General features: G+C 67.6%; 27 protein-coding genes and 1 tRNA gene. 10 read left to right on the top strand and 18 right to left on the bottom strand.

The genetic code is table 11. From position 1 onward, the window contains the following. Positions 1-2: 2 nt before the first annotated feature. Both PGN16_RS12560 and PGN16_RS12555 read left to right on the top strand, forming a co-directional pair. Positions 3-512: a ubiquinol-cytochrome C chaperone family protein gene (locus PGN16_RS12560; protein WP_335309738.1), complete on the top strand. Its 510-nt coding sequence runs from the start codon at positions 3-5 to the stop codon at positions 510-512. Beyond that, a complete protein-coding gene (locus tag PGN16_RS12555) occupies positions 509-1,039 on the top strand; it encodes a YceD family protein (protein ID WP_335309737.1) in 531 nt (176 codons plus the stop codon). Before PGN16_RS12560 ends, PGN16_RS12555 begins: the two co-directional genes overlap by 4 nt. Before the next feature lie 5 nt (positions 1,040-1,044). Here the strand turns inward: PGN16_RS12555 and PGN16_RS12550 are convergent, their stop codons facing one another. From PGN16_RS12550 to ftsE, 4 genes are read right to left on the bottom strand one after another with little or no spacing between them, the layout of a single operon-like run. Continuing rightward, complete coding sequence (locus tag PGN16_RS12550; protein ID WP_335309736.1) at positions 1,045-1,728, bottom strand: lysophospholipid acyltransferase family protein; 684 nt, start codon at positions 1,726-1,728, stop codon at positions 1,045-1,047. Next, positions 1,725-2,261, bottom strand: a complete 537-nt coding sequence (locus tag PGN16_RS12545) for a YdcF family protein (RefSeq protein WP_335309735.1) — start codon at positions 2,259-2,261, stop codon at positions 1,725-1,727. Before PGN16_RS12545 ends, PGN16_RS12550 begins: the two co-directional genes overlap by 4 nt. Beyond that, entirely contained in the window at positions 2,258-3,130 is an 873-nt protein-coding gene (locus tag PGN16_RS12540) for a cell division protein FtsX (protein ID WP_335309734.1), read from the bottom strand. Before PGN16_RS12540 ends, PGN16_RS12545 begins: the two co-directional genes overlap by 4 nt. Beyond that, positions 3,127-3,834 carry a cell division ATP-binding protein FtsE gene (gene ftsE / locus PGN16_RS12535; RefSeq protein WP_335309733.1) on the bottom strand — a complete coding sequence of 236 codons (708 nt, stop codon included), beginning with the start codon at positions 3,832-3,834 and terminating at the stop codon, positions 3,127-3,129. The genes PGN16_RS12540 and ftsE overlap by 4 nt, the downstream gene beginning before the upstream one ends. A gap of 115 nt (positions 3,835-3,949) precedes the next feature. Here ftsE and PGN16_RS20260 point away from each other — a divergent pair, with 115 nt between their 5' ends. The 5 genes from PGN16_RS20260 (at position 3,950) to PGN16_RS12520 (ending at position 8,106) form a co-directional block, all read left to right on the top strand. Then, the gene (locus tag PGN16_RS20260) at positions 3,950-4,051 is read left to right on the top strand and encodes an MJ0042-type zinc finger domain-containing protein (RefSeq protein ID WP_443019634.1); all 102 of its coding nucleotides are present in this window, start codon (positions 3,950-3,952) and stop codon (positions 4,049-4,051) included. Further along, complete coding sequence (locus PGN16_RS20255) at positions 4,026-4,328, top strand: hypothetical protein (RefSeq protein WP_443019633.1); 303 nt, start codon at positions 4,026-4,028, stop codon at positions 4,326-4,328. Before PGN16_RS20260 ends, PGN16_RS20255 begins: the two co-directional genes overlap by 26 nt. A 472-nt stretch (positions 4,329-4,800) precedes the next feature. After that, positions 4,801-4,888, top strand: a tRNA-Leu gene (locus PGN16_RS12530). A gap of 577 nt (positions 4,889-5,465) precedes the next feature. Beyond that, positions 5,466-5,798, top strand: coding sequence for a hypothetical protein (locus tag PGN16_RS12525; protein ID WP_335309732.1), 333 nt, complete (start codon positions 5,466-5,468; stop codon positions 5,796-5,798). 130 nt (positions 5,799-5,928) lie between these two features. After that, the gene (locus PGN16_RS12520; protein ID WP_335309731.1) at positions 5,929-8,106 is read left to right on the top strand and encodes a PBP1A family penicillin-binding protein; all 2,178 of its coding nucleotides are present in this window, start codon (positions 5,929-5,931) and stop codon (positions 8,104-8,106) included. Here the strand turns inward: PGN16_RS12520 and PGN16_RS12515 are convergent. The 3 genes from PGN16_RS12515 to PGN16_RS12505 are packed head-to-tail and all read right to left on the bottom strand — an operon-like array spanning position 8,076 to position 9,771. Next, entirely contained in the window at positions 8,076-8,756 is a 681-nt protein-coding gene (locus PGN16_RS12515; protein ID WP_335309730.1) for a M48 family metallopeptidase, read from the bottom strand. The two genes, PGN16_RS12520 and PGN16_RS12515, sit on opposite strands and share 31 nt — an antisense overlap. Then, positions 8,753-9,187, bottom strand: coding sequence for a YcgN family cysteine cluster protein (locus PGN16_RS12510; protein ID WP_335309729.1), 435 nt, complete (start codon positions 9,185-9,187; stop codon positions 8,753-8,755). The genes PGN16_RS12515 and PGN16_RS12510 overlap by 4 nt, the downstream gene beginning before the upstream one ends. Then, entirely contained in the window at positions 9,184-9,771 is a 588-nt protein-coding gene (locus PGN16_RS12505; protein ID WP_443019632.1) for an SCO family protein, read from the bottom strand. Before PGN16_RS12505 ends, PGN16_RS12510 begins: the two co-directional genes overlap by 4 nt. A gap of 66 nt (positions 9,772-9,837) precedes the next feature. Between PGN16_RS12505 and PGN16_RS12500 the strand changes: the two genes are divergently transcribed. Further along, positions 9,838-10,446 carry an ankyrin repeat domain-containing protein gene (locus tag PGN16_RS12500; RefSeq protein WP_335309727.1) on the top strand — a complete coding sequence of 203 codons (609 nt, stop codon included), beginning with the start codon at positions 9,838-9,840 and terminating at the stop codon, positions 10,444-10,446. 36 nt (positions 10,447-10,482) lie between these two features. On the opposite strand, the gene PGN16_RS12495 is transcribed toward PGN16_RS12500, so the two are convergent. From PGN16_RS12495 to PGN16_RS12445, 11 genes are all read right to left on the bottom strand, one after another. After that, on the bottom strand, positions 10,483-10,974 hold the full coding sequence (locus PGN16_RS12495) for an MmcB family DNA repair protein (RefSeq protein ID WP_335309726.1): 492 nt from the start codon (positions 10,972-10,974) through the stop codon (positions 10,483-10,485). Positions 10,975-11,038: 64 nt separating this feature from the next. Continuing rightward, positions 11,039-11,569 (bottom strand): cell wall hydrolase, encoded by a 531-nt coding sequence (locus PGN16_RS12490; RefSeq protein ID WP_335309725.1) that lies wholly within the window; start codon positions 11,567-11,569, stop codon positions 11,039-11,041. 276 nt (positions 11,570-11,845) lie between these two features. After that, positions 11,846-12,175, bottom strand: coding sequence for a DUF1491 family protein (locus PGN16_RS12485; RefSeq protein ID WP_335309724.1), 330 nt, complete (start codon positions 12,173-12,175; stop codon positions 11,846-11,848). Then, positions 12,172-12,624, bottom strand: a complete 453-nt coding sequence (locus tag PGN16_RS12480) for a PaaI family thioesterase (RefSeq protein ID WP_335309723.1) — start codon at positions 12,622-12,624, stop codon at positions 12,172-12,174. Before PGN16_RS12480 ends, PGN16_RS12485 begins: the two co-directional genes overlap by 4 nt. Continuing rightward, positions 12,614-13,084, bottom strand: coding sequence for a PTS sugar transporter subunit IIA (locus tag PGN16_RS12475; RefSeq protein WP_335309722.1), 471 nt, complete (start codon positions 13,082-13,084; stop codon positions 12,614-12,616). Before PGN16_RS12475 ends, PGN16_RS12480 begins: the two co-directional genes overlap by 11 nt. A 9-nt stretch (positions 13,085-13,093) precedes the next feature. Next, a complete protein-coding gene (hpf, locus tag PGN16_RS12470; protein WP_335309721.1) occupies positions 13,094-13,684 on the bottom strand; it encodes a ribosome hibernation-promoting factor, HPF/YfiA family in 591 nt (196 codons plus the stop codon). A 55-nt stretch (positions 13,685-13,739) separates the two neighbouring features. After that, positions 13,740-14,429 carry a DNA polymerase III subunit epsilon gene (gene dnaQ / locus PGN16_RS12465; protein ID WP_335309720.1) on the bottom strand — a complete coding sequence of 230 codons (690 nt, stop codon included), beginning with the start codon at positions 14,427-14,429 and terminating at the stop codon, positions 13,740-13,742. A 10-nt stretch (positions 14,430-14,439) separates the two neighbouring features. Beyond that, complete coding sequence (gene coaE, locus PGN16_RS12460) at positions 14,440-15,033, bottom strand: dephospho-CoA kinase (protein ID WP_335309719.1); 594 nt, start codon at positions 15,031-15,033, stop codon at positions 14,440-14,442. After that, a complete protein-coding gene (locus tag PGN16_RS12455) occupies positions 15,030-15,845 on the bottom strand; it encodes a shikimate dehydrogenase family protein (protein WP_335309718.1) in 816 nt (271 codons plus the stop codon). Before PGN16_RS12455 ends, coaE begins: the two co-directional genes overlap by 4 nt. Positions 15,846-16,023: 178 nt before the next feature. Beyond that, positions 16,024-16,611, bottom strand: a complete 588-nt coding sequence (locus PGN16_RS12450; RefSeq protein WP_335309717.1) for a Maf family protein — start codon at positions 16,609-16,611, stop codon at positions 16,024-16,026. After that, positions 16,611-17,441 carry a pyruvate, water dikinase regulatory protein gene (locus tag PGN16_RS12445; protein ID WP_028967415.1) on the bottom strand — a complete coding sequence of 277 codons (831 nt, stop codon included), beginning with the start codon at positions 17,439-17,441 and terminating at the stop codon, positions 16,611-16,613. Before PGN16_RS12445 ends, PGN16_RS12450 begins: the two co-directional genes overlap by 1 nt. 326 nt (positions 17,442-17,767) lie before the next feature. Between PGN16_RS12445 and hemE the strand changes: the two genes are divergently transcribed. Further along, positions 17,768-18,790, top strand: coding sequence for a uroporphyrinogen decarboxylase (gene hemE / locus PGN16_RS12440; RefSeq protein ID WP_335309716.1), 1,023 nt, complete (start codon positions 17,768-17,770; stop codon positions 18,788-18,790). Then, positions 18,790-19,245, top strand: a complete 456-nt coding sequence (locus tag PGN16_RS12435; RefSeq protein ID WP_335309715.1) for a CopD family protein — start codon at positions 18,790-18,792, stop codon at positions 19,243-19,245. Before hemE ends, PGN16_RS12435 begins: the two co-directional genes overlap by 1 nt. The last annotated feature ends 76 nt before the right edge of the window (positions 19,246-19,321 follow it).

Below are 19,321 nucleotides of genomic sequence, written 5' to 3'. Positions count from 1 at the left end.
AGGTGGGTTGGTTGACGAAGGTACTGGGGCGGCATGAACGGGATGCCGCCTTGCCGCTGTACGATGCGGTCGTCGCCCGGGCGCGGGCGCCGCACTGGTATCTGAACGGCGCGGTGCCCGATACGCTCGACGGGCGGTTTGACATGGTGGCGGCGGTGCTGGCGATGGTGTTGCTGCGGCTGGAGGACGATCCACATGGCGCGGCGCCGATCGCGCAGCTCACCGAGCGGTTCGTCGACGACATGGATGCGCAGGTGCGGCAGATCGGGTTCGGGGACATGGTGGTCGGCAAGCATGTCGGTCGGATGATGGGGATGCTCGGCGGTCGGCTGGGCGCCTATCGCGATGGATTGGCCGGGGGCGACTTCGATGCCGCACTGGTCCGCAACCTGTATCGCGGACAGGCACCGGATGCTGCGGCGGTAGCGCATGTGCGCCAGGAGCTGATCGCCGTGCGCGAGGGGCTGGCGGCGGTGCCGTTACCGCAGTTGATGGAAGGACGATGGGCATGACGACGGAATTCTCGCGGGTCGAGCGGCTGGACACGATCGGCGGCGAGGATCGCCAAGTGACGATCGAGGCCGACGAGGCCGAGCGCCTTGCTCTCGCCCGCCGCTTCGGGCTGGTCGCGCTCGACCGGCTGACCGCGACGTTCGCGATCCGCCGTGACGCCGGTGCGGTGATCGCGCGCGGGCATGTCAGCGCGGCGGTGGTGCAGAGCTGCACGGTGACCGGCAATCCGTTGCCCGCCCGCGTCGAGGAGGATGTCGCCCTGCGCTTCGTCGAAGCGATCACCGCCACCGATGGGGAGGAGGAAGTCGAACTGTCCGGCGAAGCGCTCGACACCATCGAGATCGAGGGCGGCGGCATCGACCTCGGCGAGACGGCGGCGGAGACGATGGCGCTCGCGCTCGATCCGTTCCCGCGCAGCCCGGACGCGGCGGCAGTACTGAAGCAGGCCGGGGTGCTGAGCGAGGAAGAGGCTGGCGCGTTCGGCGCGCTGGCGGAACTGAAGGCGAAGCTGGAAGGAAAAGCCTGACCAGCTCAGTGGTTGAGCGCGTTGATCGCGGCATGAACGCGCGCTTCCGCCTCGGCGCGCGGCAATCCGGGCGGGATCGGCTCGCCGATGCGGATCGTGACGATGCCGGGGCGCTTGGCCCCCTTCTTCGGCAGCAATCGCCCGCTGTCGAGCGCGATCGGCACCACCGGCAGCGCCAATGCCTTGTAGAGCCCCGCAAAGCCGGAGCGCAGCGGCGGCGCTTCGCCATGGGGGACGCGGGTTCCCTCGGCATAGACGACCACCGATCGGCCGGTCGCGCGTACCGCCGCCCCCTCGCGCATCAGCGTGCGCAGCGCCTTCGACGATGCCTCACGATCCACGACCAGCGCGCCATATTTGACCGCCGACCAGCCCCATAGCGGGATTTTCATCAACTCGCGCTTGAGCACCATCGCGGGCGAGCCGAGGATGAGCTGCAACTCCAGCGTCTCATACATCGCCTCGTGCTTGGCGACGTAGAGATATTGCCCGACGGGCACCTCCCCCTCCACCTGCGAGCGGATGCCGAGGATCCAGCGCATCAACAACCGGTGCAGCCGCGACCACCGATCGGCGTGGGCGATCACCACGCGCTGCCCGAACAGCGCCGCGACCGGCGTGGTCGCCACGATCGGCACCGAGGCCGCGTAGAAGATCGCGCGGAAGATGATCGTGCGCAGCCAGTTCACCTCAGACGCTCCCCCCACAGCACCAGCCGGCGCAGCAACAGCTTGTTGTATTCGTTGAACGCCTGCGTCAGCGTCGGCTGCGCCTCCACCCCGTCGACCAGCACGGACACCTGATCGCCGAGCGCCGGCCCCAATTCCAGCGCGGCGCGGCGCGCATGCCAGTTGGACGTCACCAGCCGGATCGAACGATAGCCGCGCGCACGCACCCAGGCGGCGGTTTCCTCGGCATTGCTGCGCGTGTCGACCGCCTCCGCGCCGAGATCGACGCAACATGCGATCGTCGCGGCGTGACCGGCGACCCGCGCCAGATCGGCACGTGTGACCCCCGGCGCGGTGCCCGTCACCAGCATCCGCCGCGCACGACCATGTTCGAGCAGGTCGAGCCCGCGCGCGATCCGCCCCGCCGCGCCGGTCGGGACGACGATCCCGTCGGTCCGCTGGTCGGGATCGGCGGGCTGCGGCAGGGCCAGCATGAACACGGCGAAACCCAGCATCCACAGCAGCAGCGCCAAAGCGACGACGCGCCGGATCATACCAGCCGTCCCAGCGCACGGCGCACCGCGACATAGGCGACCAACGCCGCCAACAGGACGAAGGCGACCGGCAGCGCGATCGCCGCGCCCCAGCCCGCGCGCCCCAGCGTCATGCCGCCGAGCAGTTGCGAGCCGGCGTCGGTGCCGATCCGGCCGACCAGCACGATCACCCCCCAGCCCAGCGGTGCCCCGATCACAGCGGCAAGCGCGGCATCACGCGCCATGCGGCGACAGAACAAGGTCGCGACCTGTGACTCGGTGGCACCGAGGCGGTGCATGACCTCGATCGTGGTCTGATGCGCGGTCAATCCGGCGCGGATCGACAGGAGCACCATCGCCATCCCCGCGCCGATCATCAGCACGACGATCGCAGCGGCGAGCAGCGTCATCGTCCGAAGCAGCCGGTCGGTACCGGCCAATGCCGCCGCGTGCGCATCGATCTGCACTTCGGGACCGAAGGGTGCCACGATCCGACGCAACCGGGCCGCGCCATCGCCGCCCGGTGCCAAAGTCACGTCGATCAACGCCGGCACGGGAAGATCGTCCTCTTGCGCGGCAGCCCCGAGCCACGGCCCGAGCAACCGCGCCAGATCCGCACGCGATACCCGCGACACCCGCACGACCGAGGGCGAACGGCGCAGCGCATCGGCGACCTGCGCGGCGAGACGCTCACGGGTTTCGGCCTCGGCGGCGACGATCTGCACCGTCACCTGCCCGGTCAGCGCCGCGCTGAGCGTCCGGCTGGCGGTCGCCGTACCCACCCCACCGGCGACGGCCAGCACCGCCAGGAAAATCATCACCGCCAGCACGCCGGCCATGGTCCAGCCGTCACGCGCGGTATCGAGCAGGCGGGCGGTGGCGGCGGTCATGCGCGTTCCCGTCGCGCGGGCACGCGCAGGCCGCCGGCCGCATCGGTCAGCCGCCCGCCAACGATGCGCATCATCTGTGCCGTCGGAACACGCGACAGCAATTGCAGATCGTGGGTGGCCACCACCACGGTCGTGCCGAGCTGATTGAGCGAGGCGAATAGCTGGATCAGCCGGTCGGCCATCGCATCGTCGACATTCCCGGTCGGCTCGTCCGCGAGCAGGATGTCGGGCCGCGCCGCCACCGCGCGCGCGATCGCGACCCGCTGCTGCTCGCCACCCGACAGCGTCGCCGGCTTCGCCTCGGCACGATGCGCGAGCCCCACCCAGGCCAGCATCTCGCCGACGGCTTCGCGGATCTCGTCCGCAGGCGCATCGGCTATGCGCAGCGGCAGCGCGATATTGTCCGCGACCGACAGGTGCGGGATCAATCGGAAGTCCTGATAGACCATCCCGATCCGACGGCGGAGCATCGGCATTCGCGCGCGCGGCATCGTCACGACATCGGCGCCGAACAGCCGGATCACCCCGCGACTGGGACGATGCGCCAGGTGCAGCAGCCGCAGCAACGACGTCTTTCCCGCGCCGCTGGCGCCGGTCAGGAAATAGAAGGCGCCCGGCACGAACGAGAAGCTGACGTCGCGCAGCACCTCTTCGCCATGGCCATAGCGAAGGCCCACGTTCTCGAACTGCACGATCGCCGCCATCGGCCACAGCCTTTGCACGCCACGCCCGGCGGCTTCAAGCATGGCGACTCACGCTTGCCTTGCGGGTCGCCCGCGTGCTTAGATTCAGCTCGTTCGTCCTGCCGGTGCCGCGCCTATGATCCTCGACTGTCCAGAATGCCGCGCCCGCTACCTGGTGCCGGACGACGCGATTCGCCCCGCCGGGGCGCACGGTGCGCTGCGCCAATTGCGGGCATAGCTGGTATCAGGATGTCAGCTACGCCGACGCGCCGGCCGAAGAGCCGGCACCGCCACCCGAGGAGGTCACGCCCGCCACCGCCGCCCGAACCGGCGGTGACGGAGGTTGCCCCGCCCCCCGCCCGGCCTTCCGCTTCAGTCAGCGCCGCCCGTCGTGGACGAGCCGACGCCGGAGCCGGCCCGCTACGACGCCTTCGCGCACCGTCCACCGTTCCGCGCGCCGGTGCGCGGCAGCGGCCGCGTGCGCACGATCGCCAGCATCGCCGCGGGGCTGCTGATGCTGGCGGCGGTGGCGGTGATCCTGTGGACGACGGCGCCGGGCCCTTGCGCAGCAGGTCGGGCTGTCGATCGGGCCGGAGGGAATTGCCGTTGCGCATCGCCGACAATCCGATCGAGCGCCGCAAGATGGCGAACGGATCGGAGCTGTTCGCGGTCAGCGGGCGGATCACCAACCCGTCCTCGACGCGTCAGCGGGGTGCCCGACATCCGCGCCGACCTGCGCGATTCGCAGAAACCGCATCGTTTTCAGCTGGACGATCACCCCGCAGCAGCGGACGTTGCTGCCCGGTGGCGCGATCGACTTCAATTCGGCGCAGGTGGACGTGCCGGCCAGCTCCAAGCGGCTCGATCTCAGCTTCGTCGGCGAGGCGAGCTGAGATCAATGCGATAAAGGGCGTTGCCAGCCCCGATCGGCTTTGCTAGGGGCGCTCGCCTACCAGGACGCCCGGGGCTGCCCGGTGGACAACACGTGCGGGTCGTGGCGGAATTGGTAGACGCGCAACGTTGAGGTCGTTGTGTCCGAAAGGACGTGGAAGTTCGAGTCTTCTCGACCGCACCAGTTTCTCTGAGAATTCAACCGAACGGCGATGATGGCCAGCCACCTGCGTCGTGGCAGGTAACGCGATTGTCGTCGACGCCGCGGATCACCGAGCGACTCTCCACGAACGCTCAGGACGACTTCGACTTTGATCGATTTTCTTAAGGGAAGGCGTCCACGCATCTTGCGACGCCCAAGGCGGGTCACTGAGTCTGCCCGGTTCTGACCGCCTGCGCTTATTGTCCCAGCGACCACTTTGCGCCGCGAGGGCTGAGAGATGCCACCTTGGAAGCAGTACAACGACACTGCACCCGGTGCTCAGCCAGGCTACGCGCTGACCCTGTCAGCTCACCTTGCCAGATGGATCGCAGCAAGAAGTACGGTTCGATGGCATCGAGGGAGACTATGTCGTCGATCGAAAATGGATGATCGTGGACGGCGCCCGCGGACGGGCACAGGCCTTACGCCAATCAGCGGTTCTTCAGGAGCATCGTCTGTTCGCGACATGGGAAGTCCCGAGTCAGCAACAGAAGAACAGGGCTCTACACTTTCTCAAGAAACTGGGCATCCGCAACATAAAGGTCAGGATGGTCGTGCCATGAACCTCGATCGCGAAATACTGATTGCAAGACAGGTCGCCGGCATCATAGCGAACTACGTATGTTTCCTTGAAGGAGCCGATGAAGAGAGTCTAAATCCAGATGTTGCCGTAAAAATGATGGAATTTCTTGGCGCAGAATTGGACGAATTGGACAAGGGCTTTCTTCGCCACCTTGTCGACGCTTTCCCGGTGGTCGCCGAGCGATATGACGGTGAAGCTCGGGAGTTGGTGCGCGATATTCCCTACGGCTTTTATCTGGAAGAGACACTCGCCGCCGACGATCCGTTGCGCCTTGCCGAACTGGAGGCGATGCGCGACGCTCGGGGCTGAACATCGGCATCCTGCCTTTGAGTAAAAGCAGCCGGGCGGGGATGACGTTGGGTGGCCGTGCTCCGCGTTAGCTGCCGTCCAAATATCTTGTTCACCCCCGCTCAAGCCGCTATCCGCCACGGGGCTGACCATGGCCCGTGCCCGCACCTCCCGCTCCGCTTCATCTAAAGCCCGCTCGCCGTGGCGGCGCCGGTTAGGGCTTGCCGTCAAACTTGCGCTCGGCGCGGTCGTGCTGGCTTTCGCCGCATTGCTCACCGCGGTCTATATCGCGCGCTCGCAGCTCCCCAGCTTTGAATCGCTGAAGTCGTCGCCCAACGGGCAGATGATCCGCGTCCATGCCGCCGATGGGTCGGTGCTGGTGTCGCTCGGGCCGAGCTATGGCGAGTGGCTGGCCTATGATCGGATTCCAGCCGTCATGCGCGAGGCGACGATCGCGGTCGAGGACCGGCGCTTCGACAGCCATGTCGGCGTCGACCCGGTCGGCATCGCGCGCTCGCTGTACGTCAATTACGAGCGCGGGCGGCGCGTGCAGGGTGCGTCGACGATTACGCAACAGCTTGCGCGCAACATCTTCCTGAACAATCAGAAGAAGTTCGGGCGCAAGTTCCGCGAGGGCATTCTCGCGCTCGCGCTGGAGCGGAAGTTCTCGAAGGAGCAGATCCTCGAGCTGTATCTCAACAAGGTTTATTACGGTGGCGGCGCCTACGGAATCGACGCGGCGAGCCGCAAGTTCTTCGGCCACGGCGCGGACCATCTGAGCCTGCCCGAAGCGGCGGTGATCGCCGGGCTGGTCAAGGCACCGTCGAACTATTCCCCGACCGCCGATGCGCAGGCCGCGGTTGGGCGCGCCGGGGTGGTGATCCAGCAGATGGTGCGCAACGGCTTCATCTCGGTCGATCAGGCGCGTGAGGCGAACGACGTCGGGGTGCGGCTCGCCCCCGCGCCGCGCCAGAACAGCGTGCGCTATTTCACTGACTGGGCGCTGCCGCAGCTCGACCTGCTGATCGACGAAACCGAAAAGCCCCTGGAGGTGTGGACGACGCTTGACCCGGCGATGCAGCGCGACGCCGATGCGGCGGTTCGCGCCAACGTCCCCAAGGGGGCGCAGGGTGCTCTGGTCTCGATCGACCGCGACGGCTCGGTGCGCGCGATGGTCGGCGGGACCGATTACGTCAGCTCGATCTACAACCGCGCGACGCAGGCGCAGCGCCAGCCGGGCTCGTCGTTCAAATTGTTCGTCTACCTTGCCGCGCTGGAGGCGGGCCGCACGCCCGAGGACCGCGAGGTCGACGAGCCGGTGACGATCGACGGCTGGAGCCCGCGCAACGATTCGCGGCGTTTCTCGGGCAGCGTCACGTTGCGCACCGCCTTCGCCTATTCGCTCAACACGATCGCGGCAAAGCTGGGGCAGGCGGTCGGGTTCCAGACCGTCGCCGACATGGCGCGACGCTTCGGGATCAGCACGCCGGTCAACACGCATCCGTCGATGGTGCTCGGCACCTCGGACGTGCGGCTGATCGACATGACGCGCGCCTTCGCCAGCGTCGGCAACAAGGGCGTCGCGATCACCCCGTTCGGGATCACGCGCGTCACCGCCGATGGCGAGGAAATCTACCGCCACGAGGTCGACCGCAGCCAGGTGCTGGTCGCGCCCAACGTCGCCGCCGAGATGACCGACCTGTTGCAGACCGCGGTCAACACCGGCACCGGCCGCGCGGCGCAGATCGGGCGGCCGGTTGCGGGCAAGACCGGTACGACCACCAGCAGCAAGGACGGCTGGTTCCTCGGCTTCTCGTCGGGGCTGACCACCGGGGTGTGGATGGGTCGCGACGATGCGCGCCCGATCGCCGGGCTGCACGGCGGCACGGCGCCGGCGCGCGCCTTCCGCGAATTCATGGTCAAGGCGGTCGCCAAGCGCCCGATCGAACAGTTCGAAACCGCGGTGACGCTGCCCGAGGCGCAGCTCGAGCCCGATGCCGAGAGCTATTACGGTGCGCCCGACAACGCCACCTACGGCGACGACGCCGGCTATGGCCCCGATGCCGCGCCCGCCCCAGAACAGGCCACGGTGTTCGGCCCGGAGCGGCCGGTCGTCCAGCCGCTGCCGCCACAGGGCGACGATCCGCAGCAGCCGCGCCCGACGCAGCAGCGCCCCGACGAGCGGCTCGATCAGGAATGGCTGGATCGCGTAACCGGTCAACCGCGGCGTGATGCGGTGCGCACGCCACCGCCGACGCGCAATGCTCCGCCGCCGACGCCTCGCACCCCGGCCCCGGCTCAGCCGGGCGGCGAGCGCCCGAACCAGTGAAGCGCGGCGCCGTTGGTGCGTAGCCACTGACGCTCTGGTGCGGGATCGCGGCCGAAAAGCTCCGCCACCAGCGCGTGGAAGGCCGGCGCATGGTTCATGTGGACGCGATGCGCTACCTCATGCGCGGCGGTTGCGCGGCGCACCTCGGGCGGGGCAAGCACCAGCCGCCAGCTATAACGGATCGCGCCATGATGCGCGCAACTGCCCCATCGACCGCGCGGATCGCCGACCGCCACGCCGCTGACCGTCACCCCGGCCCGCGCGGCGTAAAGGGCGGTATCCTGCTCCAGCAGGACAAGCGCGCGGCGGCGCAGCCATGCCTCGACACGCCGCGGCACGCTCTCCAGCGGACCGCCGAGCACCAGCCGCTCGTCGCTCGCCACAGGCTGGCGCGGCGCATCGCTGCGCCAGTCGATCGTCAGACTCTGTCCGTCGACGGGGATCGTCGCGCCGGGAACGAAGGGACGCGCCTGGGGCAGCCGATCGCGCTGGTGCGCGATCCACGCATCCTGCGCGCGCGCCCATGCCAGCGCCTTGGCGAGCGAGGCGCGCGGCGGCAGCGTCAGCCGCGCCTGCCCGCTGACCGGGTCGAACGACAGCCGCGTGCGGCGGGCGCGCGGGTTGCGCACCACCGCTATCTCCTCACTCACAATTCGCGGTCGACGATGTGCAGTTCGAGATCGCCAGCATCGTCCTCGCTGATCGTCCAGCCGCGCACCGACTGCCCGGCACGATGGACTGCCTCGCGATCGCCCGAGACGAGGTAATGCCAATCGGGCAGCGGCTCGCCCGCAGCCCGCAAACGATAAGCGCAGGTCGTCGGCAGCCAGTCGATCGCATGGACGTTGCCCATCGTCAGCCGCACGCATTCGCTGACATAGGCGCGGCGGTGGCGGTAGTTCGAGCATTGCCCGCTGCGCCGGTCGAGCAGCCGACAGGCGACGTTGGTCGGGACCAACTCGCCGGTTTCCTCATCCTCCAGCTTGTGGAGGCAGCATTTGCCGCAGCCGTCACACAACGCCTCCCATTGCGCGCGGTCGAGCTTGTCGAGCGGGGTCGTCTCCCAGAAGCGCCCGGTCATCGCGCCCACTTCCTCACCTCCGTAGCGATCGCGGCCGGCGGCCCTTCCGGGAGCAAGGCCAGCGGCTTTCCGTCAGGATCGAACAGATAGATCTGCCGTCCATGATCCATCAGATAGCCGTCCCCGCTGCCGGCGCCACGCGCGAAATAGATCCCATATTCCTTCGCCACCTTCGCGATCTGCTCGGGCGTGCCGGTCAGTCCGACGAGCCGCGGATGGAAGGCGGTGACGAAGCGCTTCAGTACCGCGGGCGTGTCCCGCGCAGGATCGATGGTAATGAAGATCGGCACGATACGCTTGCCGAGCGCGTGATCGTCGCGCTCGATCGTCTTGAGCGCGGCGGCGACATTCTGCACGTCGGTCGGGCAGACATCCGGGCAGAAAGTGTAACCGAAATAGACGATGCGGTAGCGCCCTGCGAAGTCCCGGTCGGTGACGGTGCGGCCGTCCTGGTCGGTCAGCGTGAAGGCGCCACCGATCCGCGCCCCCGCCAGAGGCGGCTCACCCGCCGGCTCCCTGGCACAACCCGAAAGAGGCCCGGCGATCATCAGCGCGAGCGTGGCAGCGAAACGGCGCATGTTCATGGCGATGGCAGATGTGATGGGTTATAGGCGGCGGCGCAACCCTCAGCCCTCGCGAGAACCGATCCGATGCTTCGTCGCCCGCTCCTGATTATCGCGCTGCTCGCCGCACCACCGATCGCCGCGCCCACGCCTGCCGCCGCACAGCAACAGTCGCAAAGCTACAAGTTCCTGGAGGCGGTGCGGAAAGGCGACGGTAATGCCGTGATCGGGATGCTCGATCAGCCCGGCCAGACGATCATCAACGCGCGTGACATCACCACTGGCGAAGGCGCGATCCATATCGTCGTGAAGCGCGGCGACGCGGCCTATCTGCGCTACCTGCTTGCCAAGGGCGCCGACCCGAACCTGCGCGACGGGCAGGGGGAGACGGCGATGATGCTCGCGGTGCAGGCCAACCAGCCCGACCTGATCCAGATTCTCGCCGCGTCGAAGGCCAATGCGAACCTCGGCAACAACGGTGGCGAGACGCCGATCATCCGCGCGGTGCAGCGTCGCGACCTCGGGCTGGTCCGCGCCGTACTGGCAGCGGGAGGCAATCCCGACCAGACCGATCATATCGCGGGCATGTCGGCACGCGATTATGCCCGGCGGGACACACGCTCGACCGCGATCCTGAAGGTTTTGGAGGAAACGCCGGCCAAGCCACAGCGCGCGGTGGCGGGGCCGAAGTTCTGATCCGGTCCATGGCGCGCGACGGTTTCGATCGCGCGCCTAAAATCCGCTGGCTGCCTCGGGATCGTGTGCGGCGATGACGCGCCGTGCCGCGCGGCGGGCGAAGGCGAGGGTGCAGCGCTTGCGGGTGGCGGCAGGCAGCGGATCGGTCCGCGCCTCACGGATGATCGCGGCATCGTAGCGGTCGGCGACGATCAGGCCGGTACGCTCGGGCAGGAATGCTTCGCCCGCAATGGGCGAGGTGTCGAAGCCGGCGGGCACCGCCCAGTAAAACCGGTCGCAATGCGCCAGATAGTCCTGCCACTTTCCGTCACCGAGCAGGTCGGCGCGCGAAACCTTGATTTCGACGATGACCAGCTGCCCGCGTGGATCGACCGCCATCAGGTCGGCACGACGTCCACCGTCCAGCGGCACTTCGGGGATGGCGGTAAGATCGTGCCGCAACAGCATCCGCGTCACGCCGCGCGCGACATCCAGCGCACATAGCGCGGCGGTTTCATCGTGATGGCAGGTGTCGGGCGGCGTCAGCATGACCACCCAATTAGAACATCATGCGAACGAAAGCCACGCCTTCGTTCGCGATGTCAGATCGCAATCAGCGATAGAAAACGTGGTTGCCGATCGACGCGACGCGAACGCCATTGGCGTGGCCCGCGCGGCGATGGTTGAAATACAATGCGTTGGAGGCGTCGCTCTCCCACGCATCTTTGAGCGCGACCTTGGCGACGGCCATGGCGGTGCGCCAGTCGTCGTTGGTCGGCGCTTCCGGCATCCGGCCGCCGCGCACGAACGAGAACTGACCCTTCTGCGTCACGACGTCGCAGGCGCTGCCGCCGAAGCGGTGCGAGCGGGTGCGGTTGAGGATCACTTCGGCGACGGCGAGCTGCCCGCTGAGCGGTTCGCCGCGGGCCTCGAAATAGATCGCGCCGGCCAGGCAGCGCAGATCCTCGTCGGCGTCAGAGCGGATCGACTGATCGGCGACGGCAGCGGCGAGGGTGGGATAGGCGATCTGCTCTTCGACCTGCGCCGGGGTGACGGTCGCTTCCTGGGCAGCCGGTTCGGCCGGGGCGATCGTGGGAACCTGGGCGGGGAGAGCGAGTTGAATCGCGGTAGACGCGGCGGGCATCGCCGGAAGTTCAGCAGCCAGTCCGGGAGCGCTCTGCGCTACCAGAGCAAGGACCGAAAAAGTAAGCGTCGCGAAGGTCGCGAGGCGCGAGCTGAACGGCATTCCACATCATTTTTATGCGGTGGGTGCGCGGAAACGATCGCTGAACCAGCGTTAGCCGTTCAATATCGCCCGGGTCCCCCCCGACTGCGTCACCGTCGGGATCGCACCCCGCATCGGCACAACGCACGTTGTCGATGGCGTTCGGCTAGGGCCAACAGGTTAACAGGGTCAATGCTACAGTATCGTTTCAGCGACGAACCGTTCGGCGTGTGGGATGTCCAGTTCGACAACCCACAGATCGGGATCGCGCCGGCAGCGATTCTGCCAGTAATCCTCGACCGCCACCGGATCGGCGTCCGGTGGACCCGCCGGGATCAACGTGTCGCGATCGTCTAGTCCGCGCATCCGTTCCACGGCGCGCACGCCGCGGCCCTCCGCGATCAGGATCAGCACTGCGCCGCCCTGCGCCTCACCGCGGGCGCGGACGACGGCGAACCCACCCGAATCGTTGACGCGGCGCAGCAGCGCGCCGATCGCCAGGTGCGTCGGGAGGCGCGCGTTCACAGACCGGCATATCCGGGGAGCGAAGCGAGCGCGATCCGCGAGCGCATGAACGTGCCGGTGCCGCGCGCGACCTCCTCGCCCCCGGCGGTGACCAGCCGCGCCTCGGCGACGAACACCCGCCGCTGCCCGCTGATCCAGCGTCCTTCGGCGATGACCGGCCCCACGCCCAGCGGGCGGGTCAGCAACAGGCTGAACTGCGTCGTCAGCAGGAAGCGATCGGTAACCAGGCTGTTGCAGGCGTAAAAGGCAGCGTCGTCCAGCATCTTGAAATAGCTGGTGCCGTGCGCCGCGCCGGCGGCGTGGAAGTGGCGCTCGTCGACCGAAAAGTAGATGCGCGAGCGACCCGGCTCGGTCAGCTCGAGCCGCGATTCGAAGAAGTGGTTGATCGGTGCAGCCGCATAGAGCGACTCGAGCGCGCGATAATGCGCCGCAGCGCCTTCAGGCGGCATCACGCACCCCATGGTCACAGAGGAGCGCATAAATCGCATCGGGCGAGCCGGCGCCGCGCAGCTTTGCGACCAATGCCCGGTCGCGCAGTCGCCGCGCGACGCGTGCCAGCGCCTTCAGATGCTGGGCACCGGCCTGCGGCGGTGAGAACATCGCCGCGACGACGTCGACCGGCGCATCGTCAAGCGCGCCGAAATCGAGCGGATGCGCCAGCCGCACGACCGCCAGCACAGTCCGCGGAAGCCCGGGAATGCGTGCATGCGGGATCGCGACTCCATGACCGAAACCGGTCGAGCCTTCCTTCTCCCGCGCGGTCAGTCCATCGACCACCACACGCGCGTCGACGCCCAAAGTGGGGGCGACGAGCGCCCCCAACTGGGAAAACAACGCCTTTTTCGAGGCAGCCTGCAAACCGAGGACGATCAGTTCGGGGGCGAGCAGGTCGCTGAGATCGCTCGCCATCAGGTCCGGTCAACCGCCACGCTGCGGCTCCACCCAGCCGATCGTTCCGTCGCCGCGGCGATAGACCATGTTGTACGAGCCGGTCCCGGCGTTCTTGAACAGCAATGCCTGCGTATTGCGCAGGTCGAGCATCATGACCGCGTCCGAAACGCTGGCATCGGGCACGTCGACGCGGGTCTCGGCGATCACCAGCGGCGCGTCCCCGGCATCGTCGTCGCCGATCTGCTCGGCGAACAAGGTGTAGCCGGCATTGTCATAGCCGGTGCGGTCTTGCGTCTCTTCCGTCGCGGCGTGCGCGGCGTGACGATCCTTCAGACGACGAACGTAGCGGCGGAGCTGCTTTTCGATCTTCTCGGCAGCGCCGTCAAAGACGAGATGCGCGTCATGCGCGTCGTGCCGCCCCTTCAGGATCAACCCGCGCGTGACGTGCGCGACGATGTCGCACGTGAAGCCGTTGTCGTGCGGGCCCTTGCCGAAGGTGACCTCCGCCGAAATGGCGCGCGCGAAATATTTGTCGGCGATACCCTGGAGCCGGTCTTGCACATGGGCCTTCAGCGCATCGCCGATCGCCACCTGGTGACCTGAAATCCGGATATCCATACACTTCCTCCATCTCTGCCGGCTCGCCCCCCTGCGATCCGGCCGTCCATTCGCGTCATTCGGACGCGGCGACCCCCCACAAAGGCTCTTTGACCTTCTTTAGAAACGCAGCATGCGCGGCCAGTTCCGCATCACTCGGCGAAAAGACCCGCAGCGGGCGGGCCCGGGCCGGTATGGCGGCAACCTGTTCGACGACGATCGGCGCGGCTTCGCTGACCAGCCCGAGCCCGATCTGCCGCCCGCCCATCAGTTCGACATAGACCTGCGCGAGCAATTGCGCGTCGAGCAGTGCGCCGTGCAGCACGCGGTGCGAGCGGTCGATTCCGTAGCGGCTGCACAGGGCGTCGAGCGTGTGCTTGGCACCGGGATGGCGGGTACGCGCGATCGCGAGCGTATCGACCATCCGCGACCGGCACACCGCGATCTGGCCGCAGCGCTCCAGCTCGCCGTTCAGGAACGAAAAGTCGAACCCGGCATTGTGCGCGACCAGCGGCGCGTCGCCGATGAACTCCAGCAGCGCCGCGACCCCTGCCGCAAATACCGGATGTTTAGCGAGAAAGGTCGCGGACAGGCCGTGAACGCGCTCGGCCTCGGCGGGCATGTCGCGCTCCGGGTGGAAATAGGCGTGGAAGGTGCGGCCGGTTTCGACGCGGTTGACCAGTTCGACGCAGCCGATCTCCACCATACGGTCGCCGCCGGCGAAGCTGAGGCCAGTGGTTTCGGTATCGAAGACGATCTCACGCATGATCGCTTCGTTATCGGCCCTGTCCGTCCCGCACGCAAGCGATGACGCGCAGCACTGCGGCGCGGGTTTCGTCGAGTGAGGTGTCGGTCGGGATCACGAGATCCGCACGAGCGCGCTTCTCGGTGTCGGGAATTTGCCGGGAGAGGATCGCTTCGAACTTCGCCGGTGTCATGCCGGGCCGCAAAAGCACGCGTGCGCGCTGCACCGGGGCCGCGGCGGAGACGACCGCGACGCGGTCCACGTCACGATCTCCGCCGGTTTCGAACAGCAGGGGGATGTCCAGAACCACGAGCGGCGCATCATGGTGCCGCGCGAGAAAGGCTTCGCGCTCGGTGCGGACCGCCGGGTGGACGATCGCCTCCAGCGCGCGCAACGCCGCATCGTCGTTCAGCACGGCAGCGCCAAGCTTGGCGCGGTCGACGCCCTGCGCGTCGGTGGTGCCGGGGAAGTGCGCCTCGATCGTCGCCACCAGTGCGCCGCCGGGCCCTTGCAGGCGGTGCACCGCCGCATCGGCGTCAAACACCGGAACCCCCGCCTCGGCGAACATCGCCGCGACGGTCGACTTGCCCATGCCGATCGAGCCGGTGAGCCCGAGGACGATCATGCGAGCAGGCGCGCGCGCAATTCCTCGTCATGCTCGCGCGGCGGGGCAGCGCCGAAGAAAAGTTCGAACGCGACCGCCGCTTGCCCGATCAGCATCTCCAACCCGTCGACCGTTTCCAGATCGCGCGCGCGTGCCGCTTTCAAAAGCGGAGTTTCGAGCGGGGCGTAGACGATGTCGTAGACGACCGCGTCCGCGGGCAGCGGCGACAGATCGAGGTCGAGCGGCTCTTGCCCGGTCATGCCGAGCACGCTGGTGTTGACCAGCAACGCCGCCGCCGGGAGCCGCGCGGTGAGCGGCAGCGCATCACCCTTCAGCCCGAACTGCGCCAGCAACGCCGCGCCCTTCAAGGGCGTGCGATTGAGCAGGGTCACGCGACCGACCTTGCTGCGCGCGAGCGCGAACAGCACCGCGCGCGCCGCACCGCCAGCACCGACCACCACCACCGGCTGGCCGCCGAGATCGAGATCGGCGATCGGCGACAGGAAGCCCGCCGCATCGGTGTTGGTCGCAACCAGCGCGCCATCCTCGCCACGGAAGACGGTGTTGGCCGCGCCGATCATGCCGCGCACATTGCCGGGATCGGGAACATGATCGAGCGCCGCCACCTTGTGCGGGACGGTGATGTTGCAGCCACACCAGTCGGCGTCCGCGGCGCGACGCGCGAAATAGTCGGCGAGGTCGTCACCTTCGACCCGGGTCGCGCGATAGTCGCCGGCCAGCCCGAGCTTTTCGAGCCAGAAGCCGTGGATCAGCGGCGATTTGGAATGTGCGATCGGGTCGCCGATCACCTCGGCATAGGGGGTGTTGGTCATGATGCTACCTTGGCCGAGCCGAAGAGATCGTCGCGATTGTGAAAGCCCGTTCCGTCATGCCGGGCTCGTCCCGGCACCCACTGTTCCGCGAGAGTGCAGGCCTTTGATTTTGCGGCTCGGTGGACCCCGGCCTTCGCCGGGGTGACGGCGTGTTGAGGGGTGACGGAGGGGTCGACGCTCACGCCGGCAGCACCTGTCGGATGCGCAGATAATCAAGCACTGGGAGCAACGGCATCCCCAGCACGGTGAACTGGCTGCCGTCGATCCGCGAAAACAGTTGCGCGCCCGGCCCCTCGATCCGGTAGCAACCGACGCAGCCCGAAATCGCCGGCCATTCGGCATCGAGATAGATTTCGATGAACGCAGGCGAGAGCGGCCGGACGAACATCTTGGCCTTGTCGACGATCCGCCACACCGCCTGACCGTTCTCCGCGATCACCGCCGCGCTGACCAGATCGTGGCGCTTGCCCGACATGCGCGTGAGGTGATCGCGCGCCTCCTCGCGGCTGGTCGGCTTGTCGAGGATCGTGCCGTCGTCGAGCACCGCGAGGCTGTCCGACCCGAGCACCAGATGCCCCGGGTGGCGCGCGCTGACCTTCAGCGCCTTCAGCTCGGCGAGCGCATCGGCCACGTCGCGCGGGTGCCGGCCGGCCATCGCCGCTTTCAGCGCGGCTTCGTCGGCATAGGCCGGCTCGGCGGTGAAGGGCACGCCGGCGGCGGCGAGCATCGTGGTGCGCGAGGCGCTTTGCGAAGCGAGGATCAGCATCAATCGGTGTTCCGTGCCGCCAGCCCGCGGCGTTCGTTGACGAGCGCGATGATCGCGGCGGCGGTTTCCTCGATCGAGCGCCGCGTGACGTCGATCACCGGCCAGCCGTTATCGGCGAACATTCGCCGCGCATAGGCGATCTCGCGCGCGACCGCGTCCTGATCGACATAATTGGTCTCGGTCGCCTGGTTGAGCGACAGCAGCCGGTTGCGGCGGATCTGGATCAATCGGTCGGTGCTGGTGGTCAGCCCGACGACCAGCGGGTTCTTGAGCGTGAACAGCGCGCGCGGCGGCGGGCTTTCGACGACGATCGGGATATTGGCGGTCTTGAACCCGCGATTGGCGAGATAGATCGAGGTCGGGGTCTTCGACGAACGGCTGACCCCGGCGAGCAGGATGTCGGCCTCTTCCCATTCCTCGTGCGCGATCCCGTCGTCATGCGCGATCGTGAACTGGATCGCGTCGACGCGTGCGAAATAGGCGGCGTCGAGGACGTGCTGCCGACCCGGGCGCGCCTTGGCCTGTTGCCCGAGCAGCATCGACAAAGCGTCGTTGACCGGATCGAGCGGGGCGACCGTCGGCAGGCCGAGCGCCTTGCAGCGCGTCTCCAGCGCGGCGCGCGTCACCGGATTGACGAGCGTGAAGATCACCAGCCCCGGATTCTGGGCGATTTCCTGAAGGATGCGGTCGAGATGCGTTTCGGTGCGCACCATCGGCCAGAAGTGCCGGACGGTTTCGACGTCGTCATATTGCGCGAGCGCGGCCTTGGCGATGTTCTCCAGCGTCTCGCCCGTCGAATCCGACAGCAGGTGGAGGTGGAGGCGGAGCATCAGGAGCCGGACATCGGGTGGGTGGACCGATCTGTGGATAAGTCGTGGACAGCCGCTAGCGTAACTTCATCGACCCGCCAAGCGCGACCCCGATCGGTGGAAAACCCGGATTCTGTCCACAGCGCCGTCCCCAGGCGGCAAATTTATCCACAGGCTGTGAAAAACGTGGAGCGATCGGTGCGAATCCGGTCGCGTCCGATGGAGTCACATGAGTCAAGCTGTTGGCAATTCCGGTGGTGACGCATAAGCCCCCGCGATCCACGCGCCTACCACATCAACAACCAGACTCTCTGAATCTTCCTAGAAGGGTAGAAGGATCGCACACGATGGTTAACAAACCCCTGTTGCGAGTCCTGCGCGGTGACCGTGCCGAGCGACCACCGATGTGGCTGATGCGGCAGGCCGGACGCTATCTCCCTGAATATCGGGCGTTGCGCGCGGAGAAGGGCGGGTTCCTCGCGCTCGCCACCGATCCGGTCGCGGCCGCCGAGGTGACGCTACAGCCGATCCGCCGCTTCGGATTCGATGGCGCGATCCTGTTCTCCGACATCCTGATGGTGCCGTGGGCGCTGGGACAGGAGCTGACCTTCGGCGCGGGCGAAGGGCCGCGGCTGGCCCCGGCGCTGGTCGACGCGGCGCTGGCGGCGCTGACTCCCGAACCGGCGCGGCTCGATCCGGTCTATGCGACGGTGCGGCGGGTGGCCGAAACCTTGCCGGCCGAGACGACCTTCCTCGGGTTCGCCGGATCGCCGTGGACGGTCGCGACCTATATGGTGGCGGGGCAGGGCAGCCGCGATCAGGAAGTGACGCGCCGTTTCGCTTATGCCGATCCGGCGGCGTTCGGCACGATCATCGACGCGATCGTGGCGATGACGATCGATTATCTGGCGACGCAGATCGAGAGCGGCGTCGAGGCGGTGCAGATCTTCGACAGCTGGGCGGGCAGCCTGTCGCCCGAGCAGTTCGAGCGCTGGGTGATCGCACCGAACCGGGCGATCGTCGATGGCGTCCGCGCGCGCTGTCCCGGCGTGCCGATCATCGGCTTTCCGAAGGGCGCGGGCGGTAAGCTGGCCGCTTATGCCGCGGGCACGGCGGTCGACGCGATCGGGCTCGACGAGACGGTCGATCCGGCGTGGGCGGACTCGGTGCTGCCGGCGGGGTTGCCGGTGCAGGGCAACCTCGATCCGCTTGCGTTGTTGACCGGCGGCGCGGCGCTGGAGGCGGGGATCGACCGCGTGCTGGCGGCGTTCCCGGAGCGGCCGCATGTCTTCAATCTCGGCCACGGTATCGGGCAACATACGCCGATCGCGCATGTCGAGCGGCTGGTGCAACGGGTGAGGGGCGAATGATGGCGGGGTTTCTTGGCGCGACCTATGACTGGGTGAAGGCCGCGCATGTGATCTTCGTGATCTTCTGGATGGCGGGGCTGTTCATGTTGCCGCGCTATCTGGTCTATCATCAGGAGGGGTTGGCCGACCCCGCGGATGCCGCCCGCTGGGTCGAGCGCGAGAACAAGCTGCGCGCGATCATCCTGACGCCGGCGATGATCGTCGTCTGGGTGCTGGGGCTCGCGCTGGCGCTGAATGCCGGGATCGCCGACGGCGTGCCGGGGCTGGGGTGGCTCCACGCCAAGCTGGCGATCGTGTTGCTGCTGTCGGGCTATCATGGCTGGGCGGTCGGCTATGCGAAGAAGCTGGCGCGCGGGCAGGCGGGGGTGTCGAACAAGGCGCTGCGGATGATGAACGAAATCCCGGCGCTGGCGACCGCGCTGATCGTGATCCTGGTGATCGTGAAGCCGTTCTGACGCCACGTCCGTCAGCTTCTTCTTCAGCCGGTTGCCAAGAAGAAGCGGGGCCCCGGATCAGGTCCGGGGCGACGAT

The organism is Sphingomonas phyllosphaerae (assembly GCF_036946485.1).
In the GTDB taxonomy this organism is placed as follows: Bacteria; Pseudomonadota; Alphaproteobacteria; order Sphingomonadales; family Sphingomonadaceae; genus Sphingomonas; species Sphingomonas phyllosphaerae_E.
Note: the sequence above shows the minus strand (reverse complement) of the source record. Positions and strands in the feature narration are given on the sequence as shown.

Excerpts from the sequence above, each read along its gene's own strand:
- PGN16_RS12555 (WP_335309737.1), top strand. The coding sequence starts at position 509 with ATGACGACGGAATTCTCGCGGGTCGAGCGGCTGGACACGATCGGCGGC.
- PGN16_RS12545 (WP_335309735.1), bottom strand. The coding sequence starts at position 2,261 with ATGATCCGGCGCGTCGTCGCTTTGGCGCTGCTGCTGTGGATGCTGGGT.
- PGN16_RS12540 (WP_335309734.1), bottom strand. The coding sequence starts at position 3,130 with ATGACCGCCGCCACCGCCCGCCTGCTCGATACCGCGCGTGACGGCTGG.
- ftsE (WP_335309733.1), bottom strand. The coding sequence starts at position 3,834 with ATGGCGGCGATCGTGCAGTTCGAGAACGTGGGCCTTCGCTATGGCCAT.
- PGN16_RS20260 (WP_443019634.1), top strand. The coding sequence starts at position 3,950 with ATGATCCTCGACTGTCCAGAATGCCGCGCCCGCTACCTGGTGCCGGAC.
- PGN16_RS12525 (WP_335309732.1), top strand. The coding sequence starts at position 5,466 with ATGAACCTCGATCGCGAAATACTGATTGCAAGACAGGTCGCCGGCATC.
- PGN16_RS12520 (WP_335309731.1), top strand. The coding sequence starts at position 5,929 with ATGGCCCGTGCCCGCACCTCCCGCTCCGCTTCATCTAAAGCCCGCTCG.
- PGN16_RS12510 (WP_335309729.1), bottom strand. The coding sequence starts at position 9,187 with ATGACCGGGCGCTTCTGGGAGACGACCCCGCTCGACAAGCTCGACCGC.
- PGN16_RS12505 (WP_443019632.1), bottom strand. The coding sequence starts at position 9,771 with ATGAACATGCGCCGTTTCGCTGCCACGCTCGCGCTGATGATCGCCGGG.
- PGN16_RS12500 (WP_335309727.1), top strand. The coding sequence starts at position 9,838 with ATGCTTCGTCGCCCGCTCCTGATTATCGCGCTGCTCGCCGCACCACCG.
- PGN16_RS12495 (WP_335309726.1), bottom strand. The coding sequence starts at position 10,974 with ATGCTGACGCCGCCCGACACCTGCCATCACGATGAAACCGCCGCGCTA.
- PGN16_RS12490 (WP_335309725.1), bottom strand. The coding sequence starts at position 11,569 with ATGCCCGCCGCGTCTACCGCGATTCAACTCGCTCTCCCCGCCCAGGTT.
- PGN16_RS12480 (WP_335309723.1), bottom strand. The coding sequence starts at position 12,624 with ATGCCGCCTGAAGGCGCTGCGGCGCATTATCGCGCGCTCGAGTCGCTC.
- PGN16_RS12475 (WP_335309722.1), bottom strand. The coding sequence starts at position 13,084 with ATGGCGAGCGATCTCAGCGACCTGCTCGCCCCCGAACTGATCGTCCTC.
- hpf (WP_335309721.1), bottom strand. The coding sequence starts at position 13,684 with ATGGATATCCGGATTTCAGGTCACCAGGTGGCGATCGGCGATGCGCTG.
- dnaQ (WP_335309720.1), bottom strand. The coding sequence starts at position 14,429 with ATGCGTGAGATCGTCTTCGATACCGAAACCACTGGCCTCAGCTTCGCC.
- coaE (WP_335309719.1), bottom strand. The coding sequence starts at position 15,033 with ATGATCGTCCTCGGGCTCACCGGCTCGATCGGCATGGGCAAGTCGACC.
- PGN16_RS12455 (WP_335309718.1), bottom strand. The coding sequence starts at position 15,845 with ATGACCAACACCCCCTATGCCGAGGTGATCGGCGACCCGATCGCACAT.
- PGN16_RS12450 (WP_335309717.1), bottom strand. The coding sequence starts at position 16,611 with ATGCTGATCCTCGCTTCGCAAAGCGCCTCGCGCACCACGATGCTCGCC.
- PGN16_RS12445 (WP_028967415.1), bottom strand. The coding sequence starts at position 17,441 with ATGCTCCGCCTCCACCTCCACCTGCTGTCGGATTCGACGGGCGAGACG.
- hemE (WP_335309716.1), top strand. The coding sequence starts at position 17,768 with ATGGTTAACAAACCCCTGTTGCGAGTCCTGCGCGGTGACCGTGCCGAG.
- PGN16_RS12435 (WP_335309715.1), top strand. The coding sequence starts at position 18,790 with ATGGCGGGGTTTCTTGGCGCGACCTATGACTGGGTGAAGGCCGCGCAT.